The 22144-nt window shown below is 68.6% G+C and carries 20 protein-coding genes; 11 read left to right on the forward strand and 9 right to left on the reverse strand.

The window, feature by feature from the left end; all coding sequences use genetic code 11:
• Positions 1–154: 154 nt before the first annotated feature.
• Both CMO28_RS18955 and CMO28_RS18960 read left to right on the forward strand, forming a co-directional pair.
• Positions 155–1957, forward strand: a complete 1803-nt coding sequence (locus CMO28_RS18955) for an ABC transporter ATP-binding protein (protein WP_296715836.1) — start codon at positions 155–157, stop codon at positions 1955–1957.
• Positions 1951–3750 (forward strand): ABC transporter ATP-binding protein, encoded by a 1800-nt coding sequence (locus tag CMO28_RS18960; RefSeq protein WP_296715837.1) that lies wholly within the window; start codon positions 1951–1953, stop codon positions 3748–3750. Before CMO28_RS18955 ends, CMO28_RS18960 begins: the two co-directional genes overlap by 7 nt.
• Positions 3751–3764: 14 nt before the next feature.
• Here the strand turns inward: CMO28_RS18960 and CMO28_RS18965 are convergent, their stop codons facing one another.
• Positions 3765–4661, reverse strand: coding sequence for a LysR family transcriptional regulator (locus tag CMO28_RS18965; protein ID WP_296715838.1), 897 nt, complete (start codon positions 4659–4661; stop codon positions 3765–3767).
• A gap of 154 nt (positions 4662–4815) precedes the next feature.
• On the opposite strand from CMO28_RS18965, the gene CMO28_RS18970 reads away from it, so the two are divergent.
• Positions 4816–6315, forward strand: coding sequence for a CoA-acylating methylmalonate-semialdehyde dehydrogenase (locus CMO28_RS18970; protein ID WP_014747640.1), 1500 nt, complete (start codon positions 4816–4818; stop codon positions 6313–6315).
• 110 nt (positions 6316–6425) lie between these two features.
• Here the strand turns inward: CMO28_RS18970 and CMO28_RS18975 are convergent, their stop codons facing one another.
• The gene (locus CMO28_RS18975; protein ID WP_296715877.1) at positions 6426–7598 is read right to left on the reverse strand and encodes a M20 aminoacylase family protein; all 1173 of its coding nucleotides are present in this window, start codon (positions 7596–7598) and stop codon (positions 6426–6428) included.
• A gap of 95 nt (positions 7599–7693) precedes the next feature.
• On the opposite strand from CMO28_RS18975, the gene CMO28_RS18980 reads away from it, so the two are divergent.
• The 8 genes from CMO28_RS18980 (at position 7694) to CMO28_RS19015 (ending at position 15823) form a co-directional block, all read left to right on the forward strand.
• Complete coding sequence (locus CMO28_RS18980) at positions 7694–8227, forward strand: MarR family winged helix-turn-helix transcriptional regulator (RefSeq protein WP_296715839.1); 534 nt, start codon at positions 7694–7696, stop codon at positions 8225–8227.
• Between the two features lie 136 nt (positions 8228–8363).
• On the forward strand, positions 8364–9512 hold the full coding sequence (locus tag CMO28_RS18985; protein WP_296715840.1) for a hypothetical protein: 1149 nt from the start codon (positions 8364–8366) through the stop codon (positions 9510–9512).
• Between the two features lie 249 nt (positions 9513–9761).
• Positions 9762–10781: a zinc-binding dehydrogenase gene (locus CMO28_RS18990; protein ID WP_296715841.1), complete on the forward strand. Its 1020-nt coding sequence runs from the start codon at positions 9762–9764 to the stop codon at positions 10779–10781.
• Entirely contained in the window at positions 10778–12664 is a 1887-nt protein-coding gene (locus tag CMO28_RS18995) for an AMP-binding protein (RefSeq protein WP_296715842.1), read from the forward strand. Before CMO28_RS18990 ends, CMO28_RS18995 begins: the two co-directional genes overlap by 4 nt.
• Entirely contained in the window at positions 12661–13515 is an 855-nt protein-coding gene (locus CMO28_RS19000) for a VOC family protein (RefSeq protein WP_296715843.1), read from the forward strand. Before CMO28_RS18995 ends, CMO28_RS19000 begins: the two co-directional genes overlap by 4 nt.
• Positions 13512–14069 (forward strand): TRAP transporter small permease subunit, encoded by a 558-nt coding sequence (locus CMO28_RS19005; RefSeq protein ID WP_296715844.1) that lies wholly within the window; start codon positions 13512–13514, stop codon positions 14067–14069. The genes CMO28_RS19000 and CMO28_RS19005 overlap by 4 nt, the downstream gene beginning before the upstream one ends.
• Complete coding sequence (locus tag CMO28_RS19010) at positions 14066–15370, forward strand: TRAP transporter large permease (RefSeq protein WP_296715845.1); 1305 nt, start codon at positions 14066–14068, stop codon at positions 15368–15370. Before CMO28_RS19005 ends, CMO28_RS19010 begins: the two co-directional genes overlap by 4 nt.
• A gap of 15 nt (positions 15371–15385) precedes the next feature.
• Entirely contained in the window at positions 15386–15823 is a 438-nt protein-coding gene (locus CMO28_RS19015; RefSeq protein WP_296715846.1) for a PaaI family thioesterase, read from the forward strand.
• On the opposite strand, the gene CMO28_RS19020 is transcribed toward CMO28_RS19015, so the two are convergent.
• The 7 genes from CMO28_RS19020 to CMO28_RS19050 form a co-directional block, all read right to left on the reverse strand.
• On the reverse strand, positions 15756–16976 hold the full coding sequence (locus tag CMO28_RS19020) for an MFS transporter (RefSeq protein WP_296715878.1): 1221 nt from the start codon (positions 16974–16976) through the stop codon (positions 15756–15758). The two genes, CMO28_RS19015 and CMO28_RS19020, sit on opposite strands and share 68 nt — an antisense overlap.
• A 12-nt stretch (positions 16977–16988) precedes the next feature.
• Positions 16989–17741, reverse strand: a complete 753-nt coding sequence (locus CMO28_RS19025) for an IclR family transcriptional regulator (RefSeq protein ID WP_296715847.1) — start codon at positions 17739–17741, stop codon at positions 16989–16991.
• 70 nt (positions 17742–17811) lie between these two features.
• Positions 17812–18735, reverse strand: coding sequence for an HpcH/HpaI aldolase/citrate lyase family protein (locus CMO28_RS19030; RefSeq protein WP_296715848.1), 924 nt, complete (start codon positions 18733–18735; stop codon positions 17812–17814).
• Complete coding sequence (locus CMO28_RS19035; protein ID WP_296715849.1) at positions 18732–19967, reverse strand: CaiB/BaiF CoA transferase family protein; 1236 nt, start codon at positions 19965–19967, stop codon at positions 18732–18734. The genes CMO28_RS19030 and CMO28_RS19035 overlap by 4 nt, the downstream gene beginning before the upstream one ends.
• Positions 19964–20446, reverse strand: a complete 483-nt coding sequence (locus CMO28_RS19040) for a MaoC family dehydratase (RefSeq protein ID WP_296715850.1) — start codon at positions 20444–20446, stop codon at positions 19964–19966. The genes CMO28_RS19035 and CMO28_RS19040 overlap by 4 nt, the downstream gene beginning before the upstream one ends.
• Positions 20447–20456: 10 nt before the next feature.
• Complete coding sequence (locus tag CMO28_RS19045; RefSeq protein WP_322111383.1) at positions 20457–21602, reverse strand: acyl-CoA dehydrogenase family protein; 1146 nt, start codon at positions 21600–21602, stop codon at positions 20457–20459.
• Between the two features lie 26 nt (positions 21603–21628).
• Positions 21629–22129 (reverse strand): MaoC family dehydratase, encoded by a 501-nt coding sequence (locus CMO28_RS19050; protein WP_296715852.1) that lies wholly within the window; start codon positions 22127–22129, stop codon positions 21629–21631.
• Positions 22130–22144: the final 15 nt, after the last annotated feature.

Raw genomic sequence — 22144 nt, forward strand, 5'->3', positions numbered from 1 at the left:
GGGCGGCGGGCGATCAGGGCGGCGGCGGCCCCGCTCTGCTGCGGGTCGCCCTATTTAGTTTATATGATGCAACTAAATCGGAAACCGGTCTATAGTCGGGCAAACGGGCCCCGGACATGGCCCGATCCATCGTGTCTCCCGAGGTTCTCCGTCCATGAGCAGACCTGACACAGCCCCCGCGAAACCCGGGCCGCTCGCCGCGGTGCTCCGCCCCATCCGCGGGCGCCTGGCCCTTGCCGCCGTCCTGGCCGGCCTGGGCAGCATGCTCACGCTGGTGCCGCTGGCCGGCATCGCCCATATCGCCGGGATCGTCTCAACCGGCCCCGACCTCTTTGGCCCCGACATCTCTGCAACTGGCCAAACCGGGATCTGGCAGGCGGTCATCGTCAGCGTCGTCGGCATGTTCGCCGGCATGGCGCTGATATCGGCCGGCGAACTGACCGCCCATCTGGCCGACAACCATATCACGCACCATCTGCGTCTCGCGGCCGCACGCCGCCTCGCCCGCGTACCGCTGGGCTGGTTCACCGACCGGGCCTCGGGCGATGTCAAACAGGCGATGCAGGACGACATCGCCACCCTGCACAGCCTGACCGCCCATTTTTATACCGCCATGGGGCGCGCCACGGGCGCAATCCTGGTCTCGGTCGTCTATCTGTTCGCCCTGGACTGGCGGATGGCCATCCTGTCGCTGCTGCCGTTTCCGGGCTTCTTTCTGTTCCTGCGCCATGCCATGAAAACCAGCGCTGCGAACATGCCGGCCTTTGCTGCCGGGATGCGACGCATCGACAGCGCTACGGTCGAATTCATCGGCGGCATCCCGGTGGTCAAGGCCTTCGGCACCACCGGCCGGGCGCATGGCGGCTACCGCGCGGCCGTCGATGCCTTTGCCGCGGCCTTCGTCGAGGTCACCCGACCGCTGGTGGCGGCGATGGCCCATGCCCATGCGCTGATCGCCCCTGTCACGGTGCTGGGGGTGGTGCTGGCCTTCGGCACGCTGTTCGCGGGCATGGGCTGGATGGCCCCCCTGGAGGTGCTGCCCTTTGCCCTGGTCGCACCGGGGATCTGTGCGCCTCTGCTGCTGCTGCACACGCTGCTGCACGACCTCGGCCATGCGACGAGCGCCGCGGGGCGCCTGCAGGCGCTGCTGGAAACCCCCGTGCCGGCCCCCGTCGCCGCAGACCGGTGGCGGATCCCCGCCGGCCATGACGTCCGGTTCGAGGCGGTCAGCTATGCCTATGGGGACGGGCGCCAGGCACTGTCGGGGGTCAGCTTCACGCTGGAGCCGGGGACGGTCACCGCCGTCGTCGGACCATCGGGTGCCGGCAAGTCCACCCTGGCGCGGCTGTTGCTCCGCTTCTTCGATCCCGACCACGGGCGCATCACCCTGGGCGGGGTGGACCTGCGCGACATGGAGACGGCGCAGCTCTACCGTCGTATCGGTTTCGTGTTGCAGGAGGTGCGCCTGATCCATGCCAGCCTGCACGACAACATCGCCCTGGGCAGACCCTCGGCCAGCCGCCAGGAGGTCGAGCAGGCGGCACGCGCCGCCAATATCCACGCGCGCATCCTGGCCCTGCCGCGTGGCTACGCCTCGGTGATCGGCGAGGATGCGCAGCTTTCCGCGGGCGAAGCCCAGCGCGTCAGCATCGCACGCGCCATGCTGATCGACCCGCCCGTGCTGGTGCTCGACGAGGCCACGGCAGCCGCCGATGTCCGCAGCGAGGTGGCGATCCAGGACGCCATGTCGCGCTTCGCGCAGGGCCGCACCGTGATGGTCATCGCGCACCGGCTGGATACCGTGATGCATGCCGACCGCATTCTGGTGCTGGAAGACGGTGCCATCGTCGAAGAAGGCACGCACGGGCAGTTGCTCGCACGCAACGGCCCCTATGCGCGGTTGTGGGCATCGGGCGGTTACGAGGTGTCTGGAACTCAGGGGGATCCGTCATGCTGAAACCCTTCCTGCGGCTGCCGGGCGAGGACGGACCGGCGCTCCGCCGCTATGCCTGGATGGCCGGCATCTATGGCCTGCTCTGCGGCCTGACCATCACCATCCTGGTGCCTGTCCTCGGTCATCTTCTGGCGGGAGACCTGTGGCGAACCCTGGCCTGGCTGACCGCGCTGCTGGCCGGGTTGATCCTCTGCTGGGGTCTGCGGCGCCTGGTCGAACAGGCCGGTGTGCGCGTGGGGGTGGCCATCCTCCGGCACGGGCGTCACGGTCTGGGCGATCACGTGGCACGCCTGCCGGTGGGCTGGTTCACGCGGCAGAACACCGCCCGGCTCGGCCATGTCGTCACGCAGGGCATGATGGCCGTGGCCCAGCTTCCCGCACATGTCCTCACCCCGATCACCGTCGGCATTATCACGCCGGTGTTGCTCGTCATCGCCCTGTTCCTGCTGCACTGGCCGCTCGGCCTGGTTGCCCTGGCATCGCTGCCGTTTCTGGCCGGCGCACTTGCGCTCTCCGCCAGGCTTTCGCAGCGGGCAGACGATGCCTTCCAGCGTGACTTCGCCAATGCCAGTCAGCGGGTGGTGGAGTTCGCCCAGGCTCAGTCGGTGCTGCGCGCCTTCAGCGGTGCGGATGCGGGCACCCGCTGGCTGGAACAGGAATTTGACGAGCAGCGCCGGTCGGGCCGGCGGCTGATCCGGCTGTCGACGGCGTCGTCGGTGCTGAATGGCTGGGCCGTACAGGCCGTGTTCGCAGCCCTGCTGATCGCCGCCGCGCTGTGGATCACCGGCCGGCCGGATGGCGGCCCGGCAGGCGGGGAGGCCATCGCGATGATCCTTGCCCTGCTGCTGGTCAGCCGGTTCATCGACCCGCTGCTGGATGTGGCGGGCTATGGTGAAGTCCTGCGCGGCGCGCGCGGCCAGCTGGATGCCATCGGCACGGTCTTCGCCGCCGAGCCGCTGCCCGAGCCCGCGGCGCCGCAGATACCGCGCGACGGATCGGTCGAACTGCGCGACGTCCGTTTCCGCTATGCGGCGGACGAAGCCGAGGTGCTGCGTGGCGTAAGCCTGCAGGTCCCGGCAGGCAGCATGATCGCCCTGATCGGCAGGTCCGGCTCGGGCAAGACCACGCTGGTGAGGCTGATCGCGCGCTTCTTCGATGTGGATAAGGATTTCGACGGCGCCGGGGGGCAGGTGCTTGTCGGCGGCGTGGACGTGCGGCAGATCTCAACCGCGCACCTCGCCGGCCGGATCAGCCAGATCTTTCAGGACAGCCATCTGTTCACGGGCAGCATCGCTGACAACATCCGCATCGGCAAACCCGATGCCGGGGATGCCGAGGTCATGGACGCCGCGCGACAGGCCGGCGTCACGGCGATCGTGGCGCGCCTGCCGCAGGGGCTGGACACCCCGGTCGGAGAAGGCGGTGCGCGTCTGTCCGGCGGCGAGCGCCAGCGGATCGCCATCGCCCGCGCGCTCATCAGGGACGCCCCCATCCTGCTGGTGGATGAAGCCACGGCCGCGCTGGATGCCGGGAACCAGGCGATCATCACCGACACGCTGGCACGGCTGCGCGGCCGGCGCACGCTGATCGTGATCGCACATCAGCTGTCCACGGTGGCCATGGCCGACCAGATCGTCGTCCTGGATGGTGGCCGGATCGTCGAACAGGGGCCGCCTGCCCGGCTGCGGGAGAACCACGGCCCCTATGCGCAATTTCTGGAAGAGCGGCAGAAGGCCAGGGGCTGGCGCATTGCCCCTGGCAGAGCCGGGGCGCCGTCTGATTTTTCGCCAGATTAATCATGATTGCGCAATCATGATTGATCTGGCGCGTCTCGGACGAACCGGGTTTCGCGGAAACGCCGGACCAGGAAATCGCGGCAGACCGCGATCCGCGCCAGATGATGCGTGTCCGGATGGGTCAGCAGGTGATAGCGGCGGCGGAAGGTCAGCCCGGGCAGGATCGGCACCAGGTCGGGGGCATCGCGCACCGCAAAATCATGCAGGATGCCGATGCCCACCCCGGCGCAGATCGCCGCCATCTGCCCGACCACGCCGGCGCAGCGGAACTCGCGCTGTCCATACCGCGTCAATGCCTGGCCGTAATCCAGCGACGAGGCATAGGCGTAATCCTCCACCCCCGTCACCACCACATGGCCGGCCAGATCTTCGGGCGTCATGGGCACGCCTGCGCGCTCCAGATAGGACCGGGCGGCATAGACCCCGAGGGTATAGTCGCCCAGCGCCGTCACCAGCAGCCGCCCCTCGGCCGGCGGGTCCAGGCAGACGGCCAGATCCGCCTCGCGCCGCGACAGCGAGAAGGTGCGCGGCAGCGGCACCAGCTCCACCACCAGATCGGGATGCATGGCCCCCAGCCGGCCGAGTTCGGCCGCCAGAAACCAGGTGCCGAGCCCGTCGGGCGCCCCCACCCGCACCACGCCCGAGGGGGCGGCACCCTGGGCGCGGGTCTCTTCGGCGATGCCGAAAATTTCGGTCTCCACCCGCTCCGCCGCCGCCAGCAGCCGCTCCCCCGCCTCGGTGAGGGTGGCGCCCGAAGGCCGGCGTTCGAACAATGGCTGGCCGAGCGAGGCTTCCAGCGCATCCAGCCTGCGGGCGACGGTCGCATGGTTCAGCCCCAGCCCCCGCGCCGCGGCCAGAATCTGGCCGCGCCGGGCGATGGCGAGGAAGACGCGGAGATGGTCCCAGTTCATCGGATGCGAAAACTCCGTCAGGATCAGGCTACAAATATCGCACAACGGCTTCTCGATATCTCCGGTTTCTGTGCGCCGCTTCGTCCGCAATCATACCCCCATCCCAGAACACCGCCGCCCCCGGCCGGTGTCGTCCTTCTGAAGGTGAGCGGAGATGGTCAGGAAGATCGGGCATTACATCGGCGGCCGGCAGGTGCCGGGTGCGGCTGCGCGGACGGTGGCGTCGTTCAACCCCGCGACCGGCGAGCAGAGCGGCGAGGTGGCGCTGGCCTCGGCGGCCGAAGTCCGCGCCGCGGTCGAGGCCGCGAAGGCGGCCGCCCCCGACTGGGCCGAGACCACGCCGCTGCGCCGGGCGCGGATCCTGAACCGCTTCCTGCACATCCTGGAAGAGCGCATCGACGAGCTGGCGGCGGTGATCACCGCCGAGCACGGCAAGGTGCTCTCGGATGCCAAGGGCGAGATCCAGCGCGGCATGGAGGTGGTCGAGTTTGCCACCGCCGCCCCGCAGCTGCTGAAGAGCGAGATGACCGAGAATGTCGGCACGAAGGTCGACAGCCATGCGCTGCGCCAGCCGCTGGGCGTCGTGGCCGGCATCACGCCGTTCAACTTCCCGGCCATGGTGCCGATGTGGATGTTCCCGGTGGCGCTGGCCTGCGGCAACACCTTCATCCTGAAGCCGTCGGAGCGCGACCCCTCGGCCGCCCTGCTGCTGGCCGAATGGCTGACCGAGGCGGGGCTGCCGGCCGGCGTGTTCAACGTCGTCCAGGGCGACAAGGAAGCGGTCGACGCCATCCTGACCGATCCGGATATCGAGGCGGTGAGCTTCGTGGGCTCCACCCCCATCGCCCGCTACATCTACCAGACCGCCACCGCGGCCGGTAAGCGCTGCCAGGCGCTGGGCGGCGCCAAGAACCACATGATCGTCATGCCCGATGCCGATATGGACCAGGCGGTCGATGCGCTGATGGGCGCCGCCTATGGCTCGGCCGGCGAGCGCTGCATGGCGATTTCGGTGGCGGTGCCGGTGGGCGAGGCCACGGCCGATGCGCTGGTCGAAAAGCTGGTGCCGCGCATCCAGGCGCTGAAGGTCGGCCCCGGCACCGATCCCGAGGCCGAGATGGGCCCGCTGGTCACCCGCGCCCATCGCGACAAGGTGGAAAACTACATCGATCAGGGCGTCGCCGAAGGCGCCGAGCTGGTGGTCGACGGCCGCAATCTGCGCCTGCAGGGCTATGAGGACGGCTATTTCACCGGCGCCACCCTGTTCGACCGCGTCACCACCGACATGACCATCTACAAAGAAGAAATCTTCGGACCCGTCCTGTCGGTGGTCCGTGCCGAAAGCTACGAGCAGGCGGCGGGCTGGATCAACGCCCATGAATACGGCAACGGCACCGCGATCTTCACCCGCGACGGCGATGCGGCGCGCGAATTCGCCCACCGGATCAAGGTCGGCATGGTCGGCGTGAACGTGCCGATCCCGGTGCCGATGGCGTTCCATTCCTTCGGCGGCTGGAAGGCCTCGCTGTTCGGCGACCACCACATGCACGGCCCCGAAGGCGTGCGCTTCTACACCCGCCTCAAGACCATCACCACCCGCTGGCCGACCGGCATCCGCGCCGGCGCCGAATTCGCCATGCCGACCATGAAGTGACGGCACGGCATATCCGACCCCGGGCAGCGACCGCACCCCCCGCACCTCCCCCCTTGCGGTCCGCCCGGACCAGAACGGCCCCCGGCTCCCGACCGGGGGCCGTTCGTCGTTCAGGTAGACCGGGGCAGCCGGCTTTCGACCAGGCGCACCAGAGCCGTTGCAACCATCGGAATTAGTCGATCATCGAAATCATAGTTCGGGTTGTGGACCATGCAGCCCCCCTCCCCGCCCTGCCCGAAGAGCAGATAGGCGCCGGGCCGCTTTTGCAGCATGAAAGCGAAATCCTCGGCCGCCATCAGCGGCGGAAAGTCGGGGCGGAAATTCCCGCCATAGAGATCCGCCAGCACTGCGGCGGCGCGCGCCGTTTCGGCCGGGTCGTTGACCAGCACCGGATAGCCGCGGCGATAGTCGACCGCAGCCGTCACCCCGCGCGCCGCCGCCACACCGTTGGCGGTGCGGGTCAGCCCGGCCTCGATGATACCACGGGCCTCTTCATCCAGCGCCCGCACCGTGCCGCCCAGCCAGCCCTGATCGGCCACCACGTTGTGGGTGGTGCCGACATGGATCTGGGTGACCGACAGCACGGCGGCACTGTTCGCATTCACCTCGCGTGACACCAGGCCCTGCAGGCTGCAGGTCGCCTCGGCAAGCGCCAGGGCCGGATCGCGGGTGGTGTGGGGCATGCCGGCATGACCGCCCCGGCCGGTCATCACCACCTTGAATTCATCGAAAGACGCCATCGCCGGCCCCGGCCGGACGCTGGCGGTGCCCAGCGGCAGCAGCGGCATGTTGTGAAAGCCGAAGACCGCATCACAGGGGAAGCGTTCGAACAGCCCCTCATCGACCATGCGCGCACCGCCGCCCAGCCCCTCTTCGGCCGGCTGGAAGATAACGGTCAGCGTGCCCTGAAAGCTGCGGCTCCGGGCCAGATGCCCGGCTGCGGCCAACAGGCAGGTGGTGTGGCCATCATGGCCGCAGCCATGGAACAGCCCGGGATGACGCGATGCCCAGGGCCGTTCGTCCGGGCCCGGCCCCTCGTCCATCGGCAGGGCGTCCATATCTGCGCGCAGCCCGATCGACCCGCCCGCACCGGTGCTGATCCGGCCGACCACGCCGGTGCCGGCAATGCCGGTGGTCACCTCGAACCCCGCCTCGGCCAGACGCGCAGCCACGAAGGCCGCCGTGCGGTGTTCCTCGAAGCCGATCTCGGGATGTGCGTGCAGATCACGCCGCCATGCGGTATGCGTCTCGTTCAGATCGGCCAGTTCGCGGATGATCTGCAAGGCCAAGGGGGCACCCTCCGTTACGGGCCCGGTTGCGGGCGTGGTATATCGTCAATATAGTTTACTATCTTGTAACAAGGGACAAGTCGGGAAAAATGGCAAGCGGACGGGATGGTGATCGTGAAGAGCGTGTGGTGCTGCGCGGCGACGAGCTGGAGAGGTTCCGGCAGGTAAATCTGGGCCGGCTGCTCGACGAGGTGCATATGGGCTTCGATCGTCGCGCGCTGCACTATCTGCGTGAGAGCGGCTATCCGATGCTGAATGCCGCCCATACCCATGTCCTGCGCACCATGCGCTTCGAAGGATCGACCATCACCGACATGGCGGCACGCGCCGGCATTTCGAAACAGGCGATGAGCAAGCTGGTCGCCGCCTTCGAAGACCAGGGTTTCGTGGCCCTTGCCCCCGACCCTGCCGATGCCCGCAGCCGCATCGTCACCGTCACCGAAGACGGCCGTCGGCTGCTGTCGCTGGGCATCCAGGCACTGAAGCGCGCCGAGGCCGATATCGCCCGGGTGATCGGGGGCGACCGCCTGGATCAGCTGATCGACCTGCTGGCCGCCGCCCGCGAGGCGGGCTCCCCCGACGACGAGGCACCGGCATCGGCATATCGGCGCCGACGGAGCTGACGACGCCCGTCTCCCGATGCTATCGGGGTATCGTCACAAGATAGTCAATATTGTTGACTTCCTTCCCGACGCCCCGCAGACTGGATCTTACGAGCCGGAGGGAACCGGCCGCTCTCCTCGACAGGGAAGATCCATCATGCGCCGATATGCATTTGCACCGCGCAGGGCGACGCGCGCCCTGATTTCGGGCGCGGCCCTGGCCGCGCTGTCCCTGGTCCTGCCTGCCGCAGGCCCCGCCACCGCCGCCACCTTCACCTACGGATCGGGCGTGCCGGAACGGTCCAGCGCCAATCAGCAGGGTGTCCTGCCGATCCTGGCCGATATCACCCGGGTGACCGATGGCCGGGTGGCGTTCACCCCGATCCTGGGCGGACAGCTGGTCTCGATCGCCAACGGCTTCGACGGCATCCGTGACGGCGTGGTCGATGCCGGCTTCTTCATCGGCCAGCTGACCGGCAGCCAGCTGCCCTATTCCTCGCTGATCGCCGAGATGACCGGGCTTGGCGGCGACCCCTATGCCACCATGGGGGCGATCAACGAGATCTTCTTCGTCGGCTGCCAGAACTGCCGCGACGAGGTGAAGATGGCCGGGATCGTGCCGATCCTGATGCAGTCCGCTTCGCCGCTCGCCATGATGTGCACGAAGCCGGCCGCCACCGCCGCCGATCTGGCCGGCCGCCGGGTCAGCGTGGTCGGCTCTCCTGAAGCGCGCTGGACAACGGCGCTCGGCATGACGCCGGTGCGCAGCACCATCACCGACATCCTGCCGGCGCTCCAGCTGGGGCAGAGCGACTGCACGCTTCTGGGGATGGCCTGGATCCGCAGCTATGGCCTTCAGGACACGGTGACATCGGTGATCGAGATGCCCCAGGGCATCATCGCCGGCGCGGTGCCGATCGCCTTCAACCGCAAATCCTGGGAGAAGATCTCGAAGGAGGACCGGGCGGCGATCGTGAAGCTGATGCCGGCCGCGGTCTGGAATTATGTCACCGATGCCTACATCACCCAGGATGCCCAGGTGAAGGCATCGCTTGCCGACAAGGTGACCTTCAGCCCCGGCGATGCCGATATGAAGAGCCGCTGGACCGGCTTTCAGGACGGCGAAGTCGCCGCCCTGAAGGCGCTGGCCCGCGATCGCGGCCTCGCCGACGGCGACGCGGTGGTCGACCGGATGGTTGCCACCTTCCGCATCTGGCACGAGCGGCTGCTGCCGCAGTTCCAGGGTGATCGCGCGAAATTCGAGCAGATCCTGAACGAGCGCGTCTTCTCCAAATACCCGTTCTGATCACCACCCCCTTGGCGGTGCACCAGGTCCGGGCCGTCCTCCCCTCCTGACGGCCCGGGCCCGCCCGCCGGCGTCCGGATCCTGCCCCCGGTGGTGCTGCCGGATCCTCCTCCCCCCGTGCGACATGACCTTCTGGCCCGGGTCTCCGGCATCCCCCTGCCGGCGGCGCACGGCCGGTCGTGCCCTGATGTGCGGTATCCGGACGCCTCTTCTTTTTCACGCACAATCCCCTGCCTGGAGTCGCCTGCGATGAAAGCCGTGTATTTTGAGGCCCATGGCCCCCTGGATGCCCTTACCTATGGCGAGATCGCCGATCCGGCGGTCCCCGCCGGCTGGGTGAAGGTGAAGGTCGGCGCCTGCGCACTCAACTATCTGGATGTCTTCTCCCGCCGCGGCATGCCGGGGATCAAGGTGGAGCTGCCGGGCATCACCGGCGGCGACTGCGCCGGCATGGTGGCGGAGACGGGTGACGGCGTCACCGGCTGGGCGCCGGGCGACCGGGTGCTGATCAACCCGGCTTTCGTCGACGACCGGAGCGGCCATTTCGAGATGATGGGCGAAACCCGGCGCGGGGCGATGGCCGAATATTGCATCTGCCGCGCCGATCAGCTGATCCCCGTGCCGGACCATGTCTCCGACGAGGCCGCCGCCGCGCTGCCGGTCGCCTATGGCACCGCCTATCGCATGCTGTTCACCCGCGGCGGGCTGAAGGCGGGGGAAACCATCCTGATCCTCGGCGCCTCGGGCGGTGTCGGCACCGCCTGCCTGCTGCTGGCGAAGATGGCCGGCGCCCATGTCGTCGCGGCCGCCGGCTCGCCCGACAAATGCCGGCGGCTGACCGAGCTTGGCGCCGACGAGACCATCGACTATTCGGCCGAGGCGATCGACGCCTATACCCGCAAGCGCACCGGCTCTCTGTTCCGGGGCGGCGGGTGGGATGTCGTGGTCAATTTCACCGGCGGCGACAGCTGGGTGCCGTCGCTCAGGGCCGTGAAGCGCGGCGGCCGGCTGCTGACCTGCGGCGCCACGGCCGGCTTCGACCCCAAAACCGACATCCGCTTCATTTTCATGGCCGAGATGTCGATCCTGGGCTCCACCGGTTTCACCAAGGATGACATCGCCGCCTGTCTGGATCTGGTGGCGGCAGGCCGTCTCGATCCGGTGATCGACAAGGTGCTGCCGCTGTCGGAAGGCCGCGAGGGCGTGCGCCTGCTGGAAGACCGCGAGGTCTTCGGCAAGGTGATCATCAAGCCGGGGCTGGATGCATGACCGCCGATGCCCATGCCGGGCGGCCGCGCCATCTGCCGCCCTTCCGGACCCTCGCCGATGTCGAGGCGCTGGAACGCGACCCGATCGACAATCATCTGACCGGCCGCACCATGACCGCGGTGCTGGCCCATGCCGCCCGCACCCATGGCGGGCGGATCGCCGCCTCTTATCTGGCCGATCCTGCCGATCCGGACGGGGTGGCGGAAGAGATCGGCTTCGCCGCCTTCTTCGCCCGTGCGATGCAGGCAGCGGCCGTGTTCCGCAGCCTGGGCCTGACGCGCCGCGATGTCGTCGCCTGCCTGCTGCCGGCCCTGCCGCAGACGGTGGAGATCGGCTGGGGCGCCGCCCATGCCGGCATCACCATGCCGGTGAACCCTTTCCTGGAACCGGCGATCATCGGTGCGATGCTGGGCCGGGCGGGGGCCTGCATCCTGTGCATCGAGGGCCCCTCGGGCCGCGATGGCACCTGGGAGAAGCCGCCGGCGATCCTGGCCGCGGCACCGGGCATCCGCCATGTGCTGGTGGTGGGAGAGCCGGCAGCCCCGGATGGTGTTCTGCATTACGAGACATTGCGCGACACCGCCGACCCGGCCGATGCCGGCCCCGATCCGATGCCGGGCGACATCGCCGCCTGCTTCCACACCGGCGGCACCACCGGCCTGCCCAAGATCGCCCCGCTCACCCATTACAACCTCGCCTGCATGAGCCTGATCGCCGGCTTCGGCGCCGGTCTCAGGTCCGGCGACAGGCTGACCAACGGCATGCCGCTGTTCCATGTCGGTGCGCTGGTGATGGGGGCGCTGGCCCCCTTCGCGCACGGCTGCCAGGTGGTCCAGTTGGGCCGGCGCGGCTATCGCGACCCGGCGGTCATGGCCGGGCTCTGGGACATCTTCGGCCGGGCGCGGCCCGATATCGCCATCGGCCCGCCGACCGTGGTCGCCGCAGCGACCCAGAGCTTTGCCGGCACCGCCGGAAAGACCGGCCTGCGCGCCTGGATCTCGTCGGCCTCCTCCCTGCCCGCCGAGGTGCACCGGCGCTTCACCGACCGCACCGGCGTGCCGATCAAAGAGGCCTGGGGGCTGACCGAGGCGACGCTGGTGCTGACCTATATGCCGCCCGACGGCGAAAGCCGCCCGGGCTCGGTCGGGCTACGCCTGCCCTGGTGCGAGCTTGAGGTGGCGCGGGTGACCGATGGCCGGGTGATCGGGTTTCTGCCCCGCGGCACCGCCGGATCGATCATCGCCCGCTCGCCCTCGGTCTTTCCGGGCTATCTCGACCCCGCCGCCAACCGGGGCGTGCTGCTCGACGGCGGCTGGTTCGACACCGGCGACATCGGTGTCATGGATGCCGACGGCTTCCTGACCATCACCGGCCGGGCCAAGGACGTGATCATCCGCGGCGGCCACAACATCGATCCGGCGCTGATCGAGGAACCGCTCAACGCCCATCCCGATGTGGCACTGGGAGCCGCGGTCGGCCTGCCCGATGCCCGGCTGGGCGAGGTGCCGGTCGCCTTCGTCACGCTCACCCGCGGCCGCAACCGCACCGGTGCCGACATCCTGGCCGAGATCGCCCCGACCATTGCCGAGCGCGCCGCCATTCCGCGCTGGATCGAGGTTCTGCCCGCCCTGCCGATGACGGCGGTCGGCAAGGTCCACAAGCCCGGCCTGCGGCGCGAGGCCTGCCGCCGCGCCGCAGCCGCCAGCCTGGGTCTCGATCCCGACCGGATCGGCACGGACGAGCTGCCCGGCGGGCGGATCGTCGTGATCCTGCCCTTTGCCGCCGGCAGCACCGCCTTCGACCAGGCGGCCGCCACGCTTTCAGGGCTCGGCCTCGACGCCCGGCCATCCCCCGCCCCCGCGCCTGAGGAACCCCGTCCTTGAGCATCCTCGACATCGACCATCTGATGATCAAGACCGGCGACCTCGCCGCGGCCGGCGACCGCTTCGCCGAACTGGGCTTCACCGTCACCGCCCGCTCCGACATGCCGGGGCTCGCCAACCGGCTGATCTGCTTCGACGCCATGATCCCGGGCGCCTGCAACTATATCGAAATCATGCAGCTGACCGACCCGGATGCCGCGCCGCCGCCGATGCCCGACGTGCTGGATGCCCCCGACGGCCCGGTTTCCACCGTCACCGCCACCAGCGATGCCGATGCGACCGCGGTCGCACTCAATGCCGCCGGCATCCGCGTGCCGCCGCCGGTGTCGATCCGCCGCGACTGGCCGCTCGACACCGGCGAGGTCATCTCCCCCGCCTTCCGGGTCGCCATTCCGCTGACCGGTCAGACGCCGTTCTACTGGAATGCCTGCCAGCATCACACGCCGCAGCACTACACCCGGCCGGAATTCATCCGCCATGCCAACCATGCCCGGCAGATGATCGCGGTCATCGCCCTGGCTCCCGATCCGGCTGCCGTGGCCGCGGCCTATCGGGGCCCGTGGGCGGCGCGGCTGGACGGCACCGATCCGGTGGCGGTCACCGCAGGCCCCGGCCGGGTCGCGCTCAGGATCTTCTCCGCCGACCGGTTGGTCCATGCCTGCCCGGGCATGGTTGCCGGGCCGCATGACCGGCGGCTGGCCGGCCTGGTTTTCGCCACCGACGATATCGACGCCGCCTTCGCCCGCATCGATGCCACCGATGCCCGGCCGGTGCGCACGGCGCCGGGCCGCTTCCATGTCCTGCCGCAGCACGCCAATGGCTGCCTGATGATCTTCGAGGGACCGGCATGACCGCGACACCCGACCGTCTGAACGACCCGCCCGCACCGCCGCCGCTCGGCGGCCTCCGCCGCCTGGTCGACGGTGCCGGCATCCTGGGCGGGCTTGCCGTCGCCCTGATGGCGCTGCATGTGGTGCTGGATGTGGCGGCGCGCAATCTGGCCGGGCTGCCGCTGTCGGGCACCACCGAATTCGTCGCCGGCTGGTACATGGTCGCGGTGGTGTTCTGTGCGCTGGGCAGCGTCCATGCCCGCGGCGACCATATCCGGGTCGATCTGATCGACATGATCGCCGGCCCACGGCTCGACGGCCTGCTCACCCTCTTCACCAGCCTGGTCTTTCTGGCGGTGGCGGCGGCGATGACCGCCTGGGGCATCGATGATGCGCTCGACGCCACCCTGAGGGGCGAACGGGTGGAGTTCGCCACCTGGGCGCTGCCGGTCTGGCCGGGCCGCTGGCTGGTGCCGGCGGGCTTCGCGCTGACCGGTCTCGTCGCCCTGCTCGATCTGGGCCGGGGGTTCGGTCGCCTGATTCAGCGCCGCCCTGTTCCCGGAGATGGCGCATGAGCCCGGTGCTTCAGGGCTGCATCACACTTGCCGCCATCCTGCTGCTGATCGGCCTGCGCCTGCCGGTCGGGCTGGCGCTGGGCGTGGCGGCCTTCATCGGCACCACCGCCCTGTTGCCGCTGCCGGCAGCGATCAGCGTCATGGCGCGGGTGCCGTATGAATTCTCGGCCAGCTGGGAATTCTCGGCCGTGCCGCTCTTCCTGCTGATGGGCAATGTCGCCTGGCGGGCGGGCATGACCGACGGCCTGTTCCGCATGGCCGAACTTGGCCTCGCCCGCCTGCCCGGCGGGCTGGCCGTCGCCACCAATTTCGCCGCCGCCGGCTTCGGCGCCGCCTCGGGCTCCAGCCTCGCCACCACCGTCTCCATGGGCCGGATCGCGGTCCCCGAAATGCTGCGGGCCGGCTATCACCCCTCGCTCGCCACAGCGGTCTGTGCCTGCGCCGGCACGCTCGCCGCCCTGATCCCGCCCTCCATCCCGCTGATCGTCTATGGCATCCTGGCCGAACAATCGGTGGCGAAGCTGTTCTTCGCCGGCATCGTGCCGGGGGTGCTGACCGCCATCGCCTATACGGCGATGATCGTGCTCCGCTGCCACTTCAACCCGGCACTGGCCCCGCGGGTGGAGGTGACGGCCGCCCCCGGCGAGTGGCGACACCTGCTCACCACTTCGTGGCCGCTGCCGCTGCTGGCGCTGGTGGTGCTGGGCGGCATCTATGGCGGCTGGTTCTCGCCCATCGAAGCCGGCGGCATCGGGGCGGTCGCCAGCATCGCCTTCGCGGCGCTGCAAGGCCGGATGGGGCCGCGCCGGCTCTGGCAGGTCTGCCTCGATGCCGCGCGCACCACAGCCGCGATCCTGTTCATCGCCATCGGCGCCTTCATGCTCACCCGCTACATGACCCTGACCGGCCTGCCGGCGGCGGTGGCGACGGGGGTTGCGGCACTCGACCTGCCGCCGGCGCTGATGATGGCGGCGATGGCGGTGGTCTTCCTGGTGCTCGGCATGTTCCTCGATCCGTTCGGGGTGATGCTGATCTCGATCTCGGTGCTGCTGCCGCTGTTCGAACGCATGGGCTACGACCTGATCTGGGTCGGCATCATCGTGGTCAAATACATCGAAATCGGCCTGATGACCCCGCCGGTCGGGCTGAACGTCTTCGCCGTCAAATCGATCGCCCCCGGCATCGGCCTGCCGACCATCTTCCGCGGCGCGCTCTGGTTCCTGCTCGCCGAGGCGGTGGTGATGGTGCTGCTGCTGGGCTTTCCCGACATCACCCTCTGGCTGCCCGCGCAGCTGCTCTGAAGGATGCGATCCCCGATGACCTTCGACGATCTCAAATCCCTGGTCGCCTCGGCCGAATACCACAAATTCCTGAAGGTGGAGCCGGTCGAGGCCGACGCGGAAAAGGGCGTGGTGGTGCTGAAACTGGCCTTCGATCCGGCCTATACCATCTTCGCGAAAGCCGGCAACTATCATGGCGGCGTCACCGCTGCACTGATCGACGTTGCCGGCGCCATGGCCTGTTCGGTGATGACCGGCTATCCGACGCCGACCATCAACCTTCGGGTCGACTACATGCAGGCGCCGCGCCGCACCGGCCTCACCGCCCGGGGCGAAGTGCGCCGGCTGGGCAAGGCGATCGGCGTCGCCGACGTCACCATCACCGACGATGCGGGCGAGGTCTGCGTCATCGGCCGCGGGACCTTCTCGACCGTCGATCCGCGGCCGAAGCTGATGACGCCCGATAAAGAATGACGAGCGCAGCCAGCACCGCAATTCCGGCCACGGTGGCGAAGGCGGCGGCAAAACCCGCCGCCTCCAGCACCAGGGCGAAGAGACCGGGGCCCGCCACCGCGCCGGCATAGGCGACCGCGGTGGAGGCGCCGGAGATTTCCGCCGCCCGCTCCCGGGGCGCTGCCTGGGCAAGTGCCGCCAGCACCACCCCATTCCAGCCCAACGCCGAGGCGCCGTAGAGCAGCACCACCGCGGTCACGATGATCCCCGGCCAGCCGGGCGACATCGCCGCGGTCAGCCCGGCGGCCAGCGCGATCACCAGCCCGATCAGCCCCACCATCGCCAGCCGCGAGGGCAAAAGATCGGACATCATGCCGAGCGCCAGCCGGGCACCGATACCGACCGCCTGGGCTGCCGCCAGCAGGGCCCCCGCCTCTACCGCAGTCATCCCCATCGGCCCCATCAGGAAGGCGACCAGAAAGGCGGCCAGGCAGCTTTGCGCCCCCAGATAGACGACCGAGGCGAGCGAGAGCGGCGCCACCGCCCGGTCGGTCAGAACATGGCCCAGATTGGCCACAAGACCGGAGACAAGAGACCGTCCCATCCGCCCTCCTGAGGGGGGCGGACGGCGGATGGGACGGTCGAGGAACCGCCCTGCCCCAAGGGCGAGGGCGGCTGCCAGGGCAGCGCCGGCAATGCCGGCCAGCGACAGATGCCAGCCGAGGGCCTGACCGGTCCGAGGGAGGATAAGCCCGGCCAGAGCGATGCCGCCCGGCACACCGGTGCGGTTGATGGAAAAGGCCAGCCCGAAGCGGCGCACGGGCACGGTGAAACTGAGCAGCAACGATCCGGCGGGCGTGACCGGGCCATAGCCGATGCCGATCAGCCCCGCCCCGCCGATCAGCGCCGGCAGGCTGCCGATCTGGCAGAGCAGCACGCCGGCCGCACAGGCGAACAGCGCCATCTGGATGGCGGTCACCGGCCCGATGCGCTGGATCAGATGGCCGGTGGAGAGCGAGGTGAGGGCCGCGCTCGCATAGAGAACCGCGGTGAACGAGCCGATCACCGCCGCAGCATCGGCGCCGGCGATCATCGGCATCAGCACCGGCACGGATGCGGCCGACAGCGACAGCACGGTGTGGGCGATCAACGTCACCAGCAGCGGCGGCAGCATCGCGGACAAGGCTCAGCCCCCCAGATACTGCGACAGCAGCCGGCGCATCTCGGCCAGGATCATCTCCCGCCCCCGCTCCAGCCGGTCGGTGGGGCCGCCGATGCCGATCGCCATCGGCTTGTAGCCGGGCGGAACCGGCATTGGCAGCGCGATGACGCTGGCCCCGGACGAGATCAGATTATGGGTGAAGGAATAGCCGTCGCGCCGGATCCCGTGCACGGCTTCCAGCGTTGCGGCAATGTCGAAGCGCCGGTCACCCGCCGCCGCCTCGGCATTGATCCGCCGGATGATCCGCTCGATCTCGTCATCGGGCTTGGCCGCCAGCAGCACCCGGCCCAGATTGGTCGCGGACAGGGGCCGCCTCGTGCCCGGCCGCAGCGCATAGCGCAGGTCCTGCTCGGACTGCACCACATGAATGTATTCCGACCAGACCCCGTTCTCCACCGCCAGGATGACCGTGTCGGCGGTGGCGCGGGCCATTTCGACCATCATCTCGTCGACGCTGCCTTCGGCCGCGAATTCCTCGTTCAGCCAGGCGCCGAGCAGAGCCACGCGCAGGGTCGGCCGGAAGGCCTTGGCCTCGGCATCGAAGCTGACATAGCCCATGGCGGTGAGCGTCTTCAGCAGCATCGAGGTACTGGATTGCGGAATGCCCATGGCCTGGGCGATCTCGGACACCCGCATCGGCCGGCGATGTTCGGCGAAGACCTGAAGCAGGCCCAGCACCCGGCCCGCGGATTTGACGACACCATCGCCTTCGGCCATGGAGGGTCCTTCCCTTCAAGATGAGACGGCCAGGTGGCGGAGCATGCCTGCCGGCATGCCCCCGCCCGCATCACATCCCGATCATCTCCGCCTTGTCGATCACGTTCTGCAGGATACGGATCGAGGCGACGTCGACCATCACCCCGTCCACCTGCACCGCCCCCTCGCCGCGGGCCTGGGCTTCGGCATAGGCAGCAGCCAGCTTACGGGCGCGTGCGACCGCCTCGGCGGACGGCGAGAACACCTCGAGCGCCGGCTCGATCTGGGCCGGATGGATCGCCCATTTGCCGACACAGCCCAAGGTCATCGCCCGGCGGCATTCCTCGCGATAGGCCTCCGGGTTGCGGAAATCGGCAAAGGGGCCGTCGACCGCATCCAGGCCATGGGCGCGGGCGGCGATCGCCAGGCGATAGCGCGGATAATGCCAGATGTCGCCCGGATAGCCCGACGGGCCGAAGGCGCCGCCGATGTCGATGCCCTGCGAGGCCGAATAATCCCCCATGCCGAAGATCAGGCATTCGAGCCTGGGCGAGGCGGCGGCGATGGCATCGATGTTCATCATGCCCTCCACCTCCTCGATCAGCACCTCGACGCCGATCCGGCGGGTCAGGCCGAGCTTGCGCTCGATCTGGCCGAGCAGGATATCGATCCACATCACGTCATGGGCGGCCTTCACCTTCGGCACCATGATGGTGTCGAGGTACTCGCCCGCGCCCTCGACCACGGTGATCACGTCCTCATAGGCGTATTCGGTGCCGAGGTCGTTGATCCGCACGCAGCGGGTCTTGTTGCCCCAGTCGAGTTCGCGGAGCGCGGTCACGATCTTCGCGCGCGCAGCCACCTTGGCATTGGGTGCCACCGCGTCTTCCAGATCGAGAAAGACATGGTCGGCGGCGGAGCCTGCCGCCTTGGCCATCATCTTCTCGCTGCTGCCGGGAACGCTCAACTGGCTGCGGCGCAGGCGGCGGGGGCGGGTCTTCAGGCTGTCGGTCATTGGGTCTGGTCCTGGTTCGAGGTCTTCTGAAGGGAGGGTGCTGCGCGCGTGAATTCGGCGCGGATATCGTCGGCATGCTCGTCGAGCAGCGGCGCCCGGGCGCGCACCCGGCCCTGGGTCAGGGTCATGCGCAGCGGCACGCCGGCAATCATGCCCCGGCGGGCGGATCCCGGATGGTCGACCGGCTGGAGCATCTCGCGCACCGCCACATGGGGGTCGGCGAAGATGTCGGTGGCATCGTTGACCGGGCCGAAGGGCACCAGCCCGCCGAGCGCTGCCCCAAGTTCGGCCTTGCTGCGGGTGCTGGTCCAGGCGGTCACCGCCTCGATCACCTCGGTGCGATGCACCACCCGGTCGTTGTTGAGCGCATAGCGCGGATCGGTGCCGAGTTCCGGCCGGTCCATGGCGGTGCAGAGGTCACGCCAGAACCGGTCCTGCGGGCAGGCGATCGACACCCAGCCGTCGGCCGCGCGGAACAGGCCGAAGGGACAGAGCAGCGGGTGGCCGTTGCCCTCCGGATGCGGCACCACGCCGGCATAGGAATGTTGAAAGGCGATGCGTTCGCAAAGCGCCAGGATGGCGTCATACATGGCGATGTCGACGAACTGGCCCTTTCCGGTGCGGTCGGCATGGCGCACCGCCGCCAGGATGCCGAAGGCGAGCATGGTGGCCGGCACGGTGTCGCCGATGCCGGGGCCCACCTTCAGCGGCTGGTCGGGTGCAGGTCCCGTAATGCCCATCACCCCGCCCATCGCCTGGGCGACCACGTCATAGGCCGGCCAATCGACATAGGGGCTGGCGCCGGTGCGCGGATCGCCGAAACCGCGCAGGCAGGCATAGACCAGGCGGGGATTGACCGCGGCCAGGGTCTCGTAGCCCAGACCCAGCCGGTCCATCACCCCGGTGCGGAAATTCTCCACCACCACATCGGCGCCTGCGACCAGCTTCAGGAAATCGGCCCGGCCGGCCTCGCTCTTCAGGTCGAGCGCGATGCTGCGCTTGTTGCGGTTGACGCTCTGGAAATAGCCGCCGAAGGCGCGCAGCCCGTCATCGGGCATGAAGGGGCCGACATTGCGGGTGCTGTCGCCCTCGGGCGGTTCCACCTTGATCACATCGGCGCCCTGATCGGCGAGCAGCATGGTGCAGAACGGCCCCGCCAGCATCACCGTCAGATCGATGACCTTGAGGCCGGCAAGTGCACCCGGAAGGCTGCCTTCCGGGGGGGTATTCATTTTTCCCCCCAATGGCTGCGGCGCTTGATCAGCACCCGCCGCTCGCCCTGGAAGACAAGCTTATCGTCCTGGTTGACGCCCCAATGGCGGAAGGTCACCACGCCGGCATCGTCGCGGTCGGCGGTATCTTCGGCCGACAGCACCTCGCTATAGGCATAGAGCGTGTCGCCATGCACGACCGGATGGCGCAGCCGGATCTTATCCATGCCGAGTTCGGCAATGGCATTGGCGGCGGTGTCCTGGGCGGCGAGGCCGATCACCATCGAGATGTTGATGCCGCCGAACACCACCCGCTGACCGAAGATCTCGCTGCCCTTCATCAGGTGTTCGTTGAAATGGCCCTCGGCAGTGTTCATCACCATGTTGGTGATCATCACGTTATCCATCTCGGTGACGGTCTTGCCGCGGGCATGGCGATAGACCTCGCCGGGGATGAAGTCCTCGAAATATTTCGACGATGCGGTGAGTGTGCTCAACATGTCCGCCTCCTCAGCGTCCGAGCAGATGGTCGGAAATGATGCGCTGCTGGATCTCGGAGGTACCCTCGAAGATCTTCGTCAGCCGGGCGTCACGCCAGTGGCGCTCCATGGCATGCAGCTTGGTGTAGCCGGCACCGCCCAGGATCTGCAGGCCCTGGCTGGTCACCCGCTCGGCCATTTCCGAGGCGAAGTACTTGGCCATCGCCGCCTCCTTGTCGCAACGCCGGCCGCTGTCGATTTCGGTGCAGACGAAATACATCAGCTGCCGGGCGGCCTCGATCTCGGTCGCCATGGTGGCGAGCTTGAAGCGGATCGCCTGGAAATCGCCGATCGGCCGGCCGAACTGGATGCGCTCCTGCGCATAGGCGGTGGCATCTTCCAGCGCCGCACGGGCCAGGCCGATGGCGCGGGCGGCGGTATGGGCGCGCGCCTTCTCCAGCCCATGGGTCACGGCATAGAAAGCCTTGCCCTCTTCGCCCACCATGGCAGAAGCCGGTACCCGGCAGTCGTCGAAGGCCAGTTCCCAGGTCTTCCAGCCGAAATAGCCGATCTTAGGGATCGGGCTGCCCTGGCAGCCCGGCGGCAGCTGGCCGCGCGGCTTGTCGACCAGGAAGATCGACAGCCCCTTGTGGCGGCGCTTCGGGTCGATATCGGGGTCGGTGCGGGCAATGACGATGATGTAGTCGGCACCATCGGCAAAGGTGCACCAGTACTTGTTGCCGGTGATCAGCCAGTCGTCGCCGTCGCGCCGCGCCCGGCAGCTGATATTGGCGACGTCCGATCCTGCATTGGGCTCCGACATCGAGAAGGCGCCGAGATACTGCCCCGATGCGACCCGGGGCATGATCTCGGCCCGCTGGGCCTCGCTCATCGCATCGAAGCCGATCATGCCATTGCCACGGGCGATGATGCTGGCGACGCTCATCCAGGCGCGCGCCAGTTCTTCGGCCACCAGGCAGTATTCGAAACAGCCGAGACCCAGACCGCCGTATGTCTCGTCGATGGTGATGCCGAAATAGCCCATCTCGGCCATCTTGTCGCGCAGCGCCATCGGGATGTCGCCCTGCTCGGGATCCAGCCGGTTGGCGACCGGCAGCACTTCGCGCATCGCGAAATCGCGGGCCGACTGCTGGATCATCCGACGGTCCTCGGTCATATAGCCGCCGGTTTCGGGAAGCGTGCTCACTGCCGGTACCTCACGAGATTGGAGCGCTGGAAGGTGACGACGGTCTCGCCCTCGGGCGTGAAGCCCTCGGTGGCCCAGCTCACGATGCCGTAGCCCTTGAACTTGTCCGACGGACGGCGGTCCAGCACCCGGCTGCGGGCGAGCAGCGTTTCGCCGACCCGGACCGGACGCAGGAAGCTGAGGTCGTCGACGCCGAGGAACGGCCCGCCGCCCTCGCTCAGATCCTCGACCGACAGGCCGAAGACGATGTTGAAGACCAGCAGCGGGTTGGCGACCAGCCCGTCATGACCGTTCGCCCGGGCGAAGGCGTCGTTGAAATAGAGCGGGTTGTAATGAAGCGTCAGCGTGGTGAAGGCGATGTTGTCGCCCTCGGTCAGCGTGCGGCCCAGATGATGCTCGAACATCCGCCCCGGCTCGAAATCCTCGTAACGGTTGCCGCGGGCGAGCAGGACCGCCCGCTCCCGGAAATCCCCGCTCTTGTCGTTGGTATCACTCATGTCGTTCGGTACTCC

Source organism: Tistrella sp. (assembly GCF_002684955.1).
GTDB classification, from domain to species: Bacteria; Pseudomonadota; Alphaproteobacteria; order Tistrellales; family Tistrellaceae; genus Tistrella; species Tistrella mobilis.

Coding starts and splice junctions, on each gene's coding strand:
- CMO28_RS19010 (WP_296715845.1), top strand. CDS start 14,066: ATGAGCCCGGTGCTTCAGGGCTGCATCACACTTGCCGCCATCCTGCTG.
- CMO28_RS18970 (WP_014747640.1), top strand. CDS start 4,816: ATGGTCAGGAAGATCGGGCATTACATCGGCGGCCGGCAGGTGCCGGGT.
- CMO28_RS18965 (WP_296715838.1), bottom strand. CDS start 4,661: ATGAACTGGGACCATCTCCGCGTCTTCCTCGCCATCGCCCGGCGCGGC.
- CMO28_RS19050 (WP_296715852.1), bottom strand. CDS start 22,129: ATGAGTGATACCAACGACAAGAGCGGGGATTTCCGGGAGCGGGCGGTC.
- CMO28_RS19015 (WP_296715846.1), top strand. CDS start 15,386: ATGACCTTCGACGATCTCAAATCCCTGGTCGCCTCGGCCGAATACCAC.
- CMO28_RS19035 (WP_296715849.1), bottom strand. CDS start 19,967: ATGAATACCCCCCCGGAAGGCAGCCTTCCGGGTGCACTTGCCGGCCTC.
- CMO28_RS19030 (WP_296715848.1), bottom strand. CDS start 18,735: ATGACCGACAGCCTGAAGACCCGCCCCCGCCGCCTGCGCCGCAGCCAG.
- CMO28_RS18980 (WP_296715839.1), top strand. CDS start 7,694: ATGGCAAGCGGACGGGATGGTGATCGTGAAGAGCGTGTGGTGCTGCGC.
- CMO28_RS19040 (WP_296715850.1), bottom strand. CDS start 20,446: ATGTTGAGCACACTCACCGCATCGTCGAAATATTTCGAGGACTTCATC.
- CMO28_RS18985 (WP_296715840.1), top strand. CDS start 8,364: ATGCGCCGATATGCATTTGCACCGCGCAGGGCGACGCGCGCCCTGATT.
- CMO28_RS18960 (WP_296715837.1), top strand. CDS start 1,951: ATGCTGAAACCCTTCCTGCGGCTGCCGGGCGAGGACGGACCGGCGCTC.
- CMO28_RS19005 (WP_296715844.1), top strand. CDS start 13,512: ATGACCGCGACACCCGACCGTCTGAACGACCCGCCCGCACCGCCGCCG.
- CMO28_RS18955 (WP_296715836.1), top strand. CDS start 155: ATGAGCAGACCTGACACAGCCCCCGCGAAACCCGGGCCGCTCGCCGCG.
- CMO28_RS19020 (WP_296715878.1), bottom strand. CDS start 16,976: ATGCTGCCGCCGCTGCTGGTGACGTTGATCGCCCACACCGTGCTGTCG.
- CMO28_RS19025 (WP_296715847.1), bottom strand. CDS start 17,741: ATGGCCGAAGGCGATGGTGTCGTCAAATCCGCGGGCCGGGTGCTGGGC.
- CMO28_RS19045 (WP_322111383.1), bottom strand. CDS start 21,602: ATGACCGAGGACCGTCGGATGATCCAGCAGTCGGCCCGCGATTTCGCG.
- CMO28_RS18995 (WP_296715842.1), top strand. CDS start 10,778: ATGACCGCCGATGCCCATGCCGGGCGGCCGCGCCATCTGCCGCCCTTC.
- CMO28_RS18990 (WP_296715841.1), top strand. CDS start 9,762: ATGAAAGCCGTGTATTTTGAGGCCCATGGCCCCCTGGATGCCCTTACC.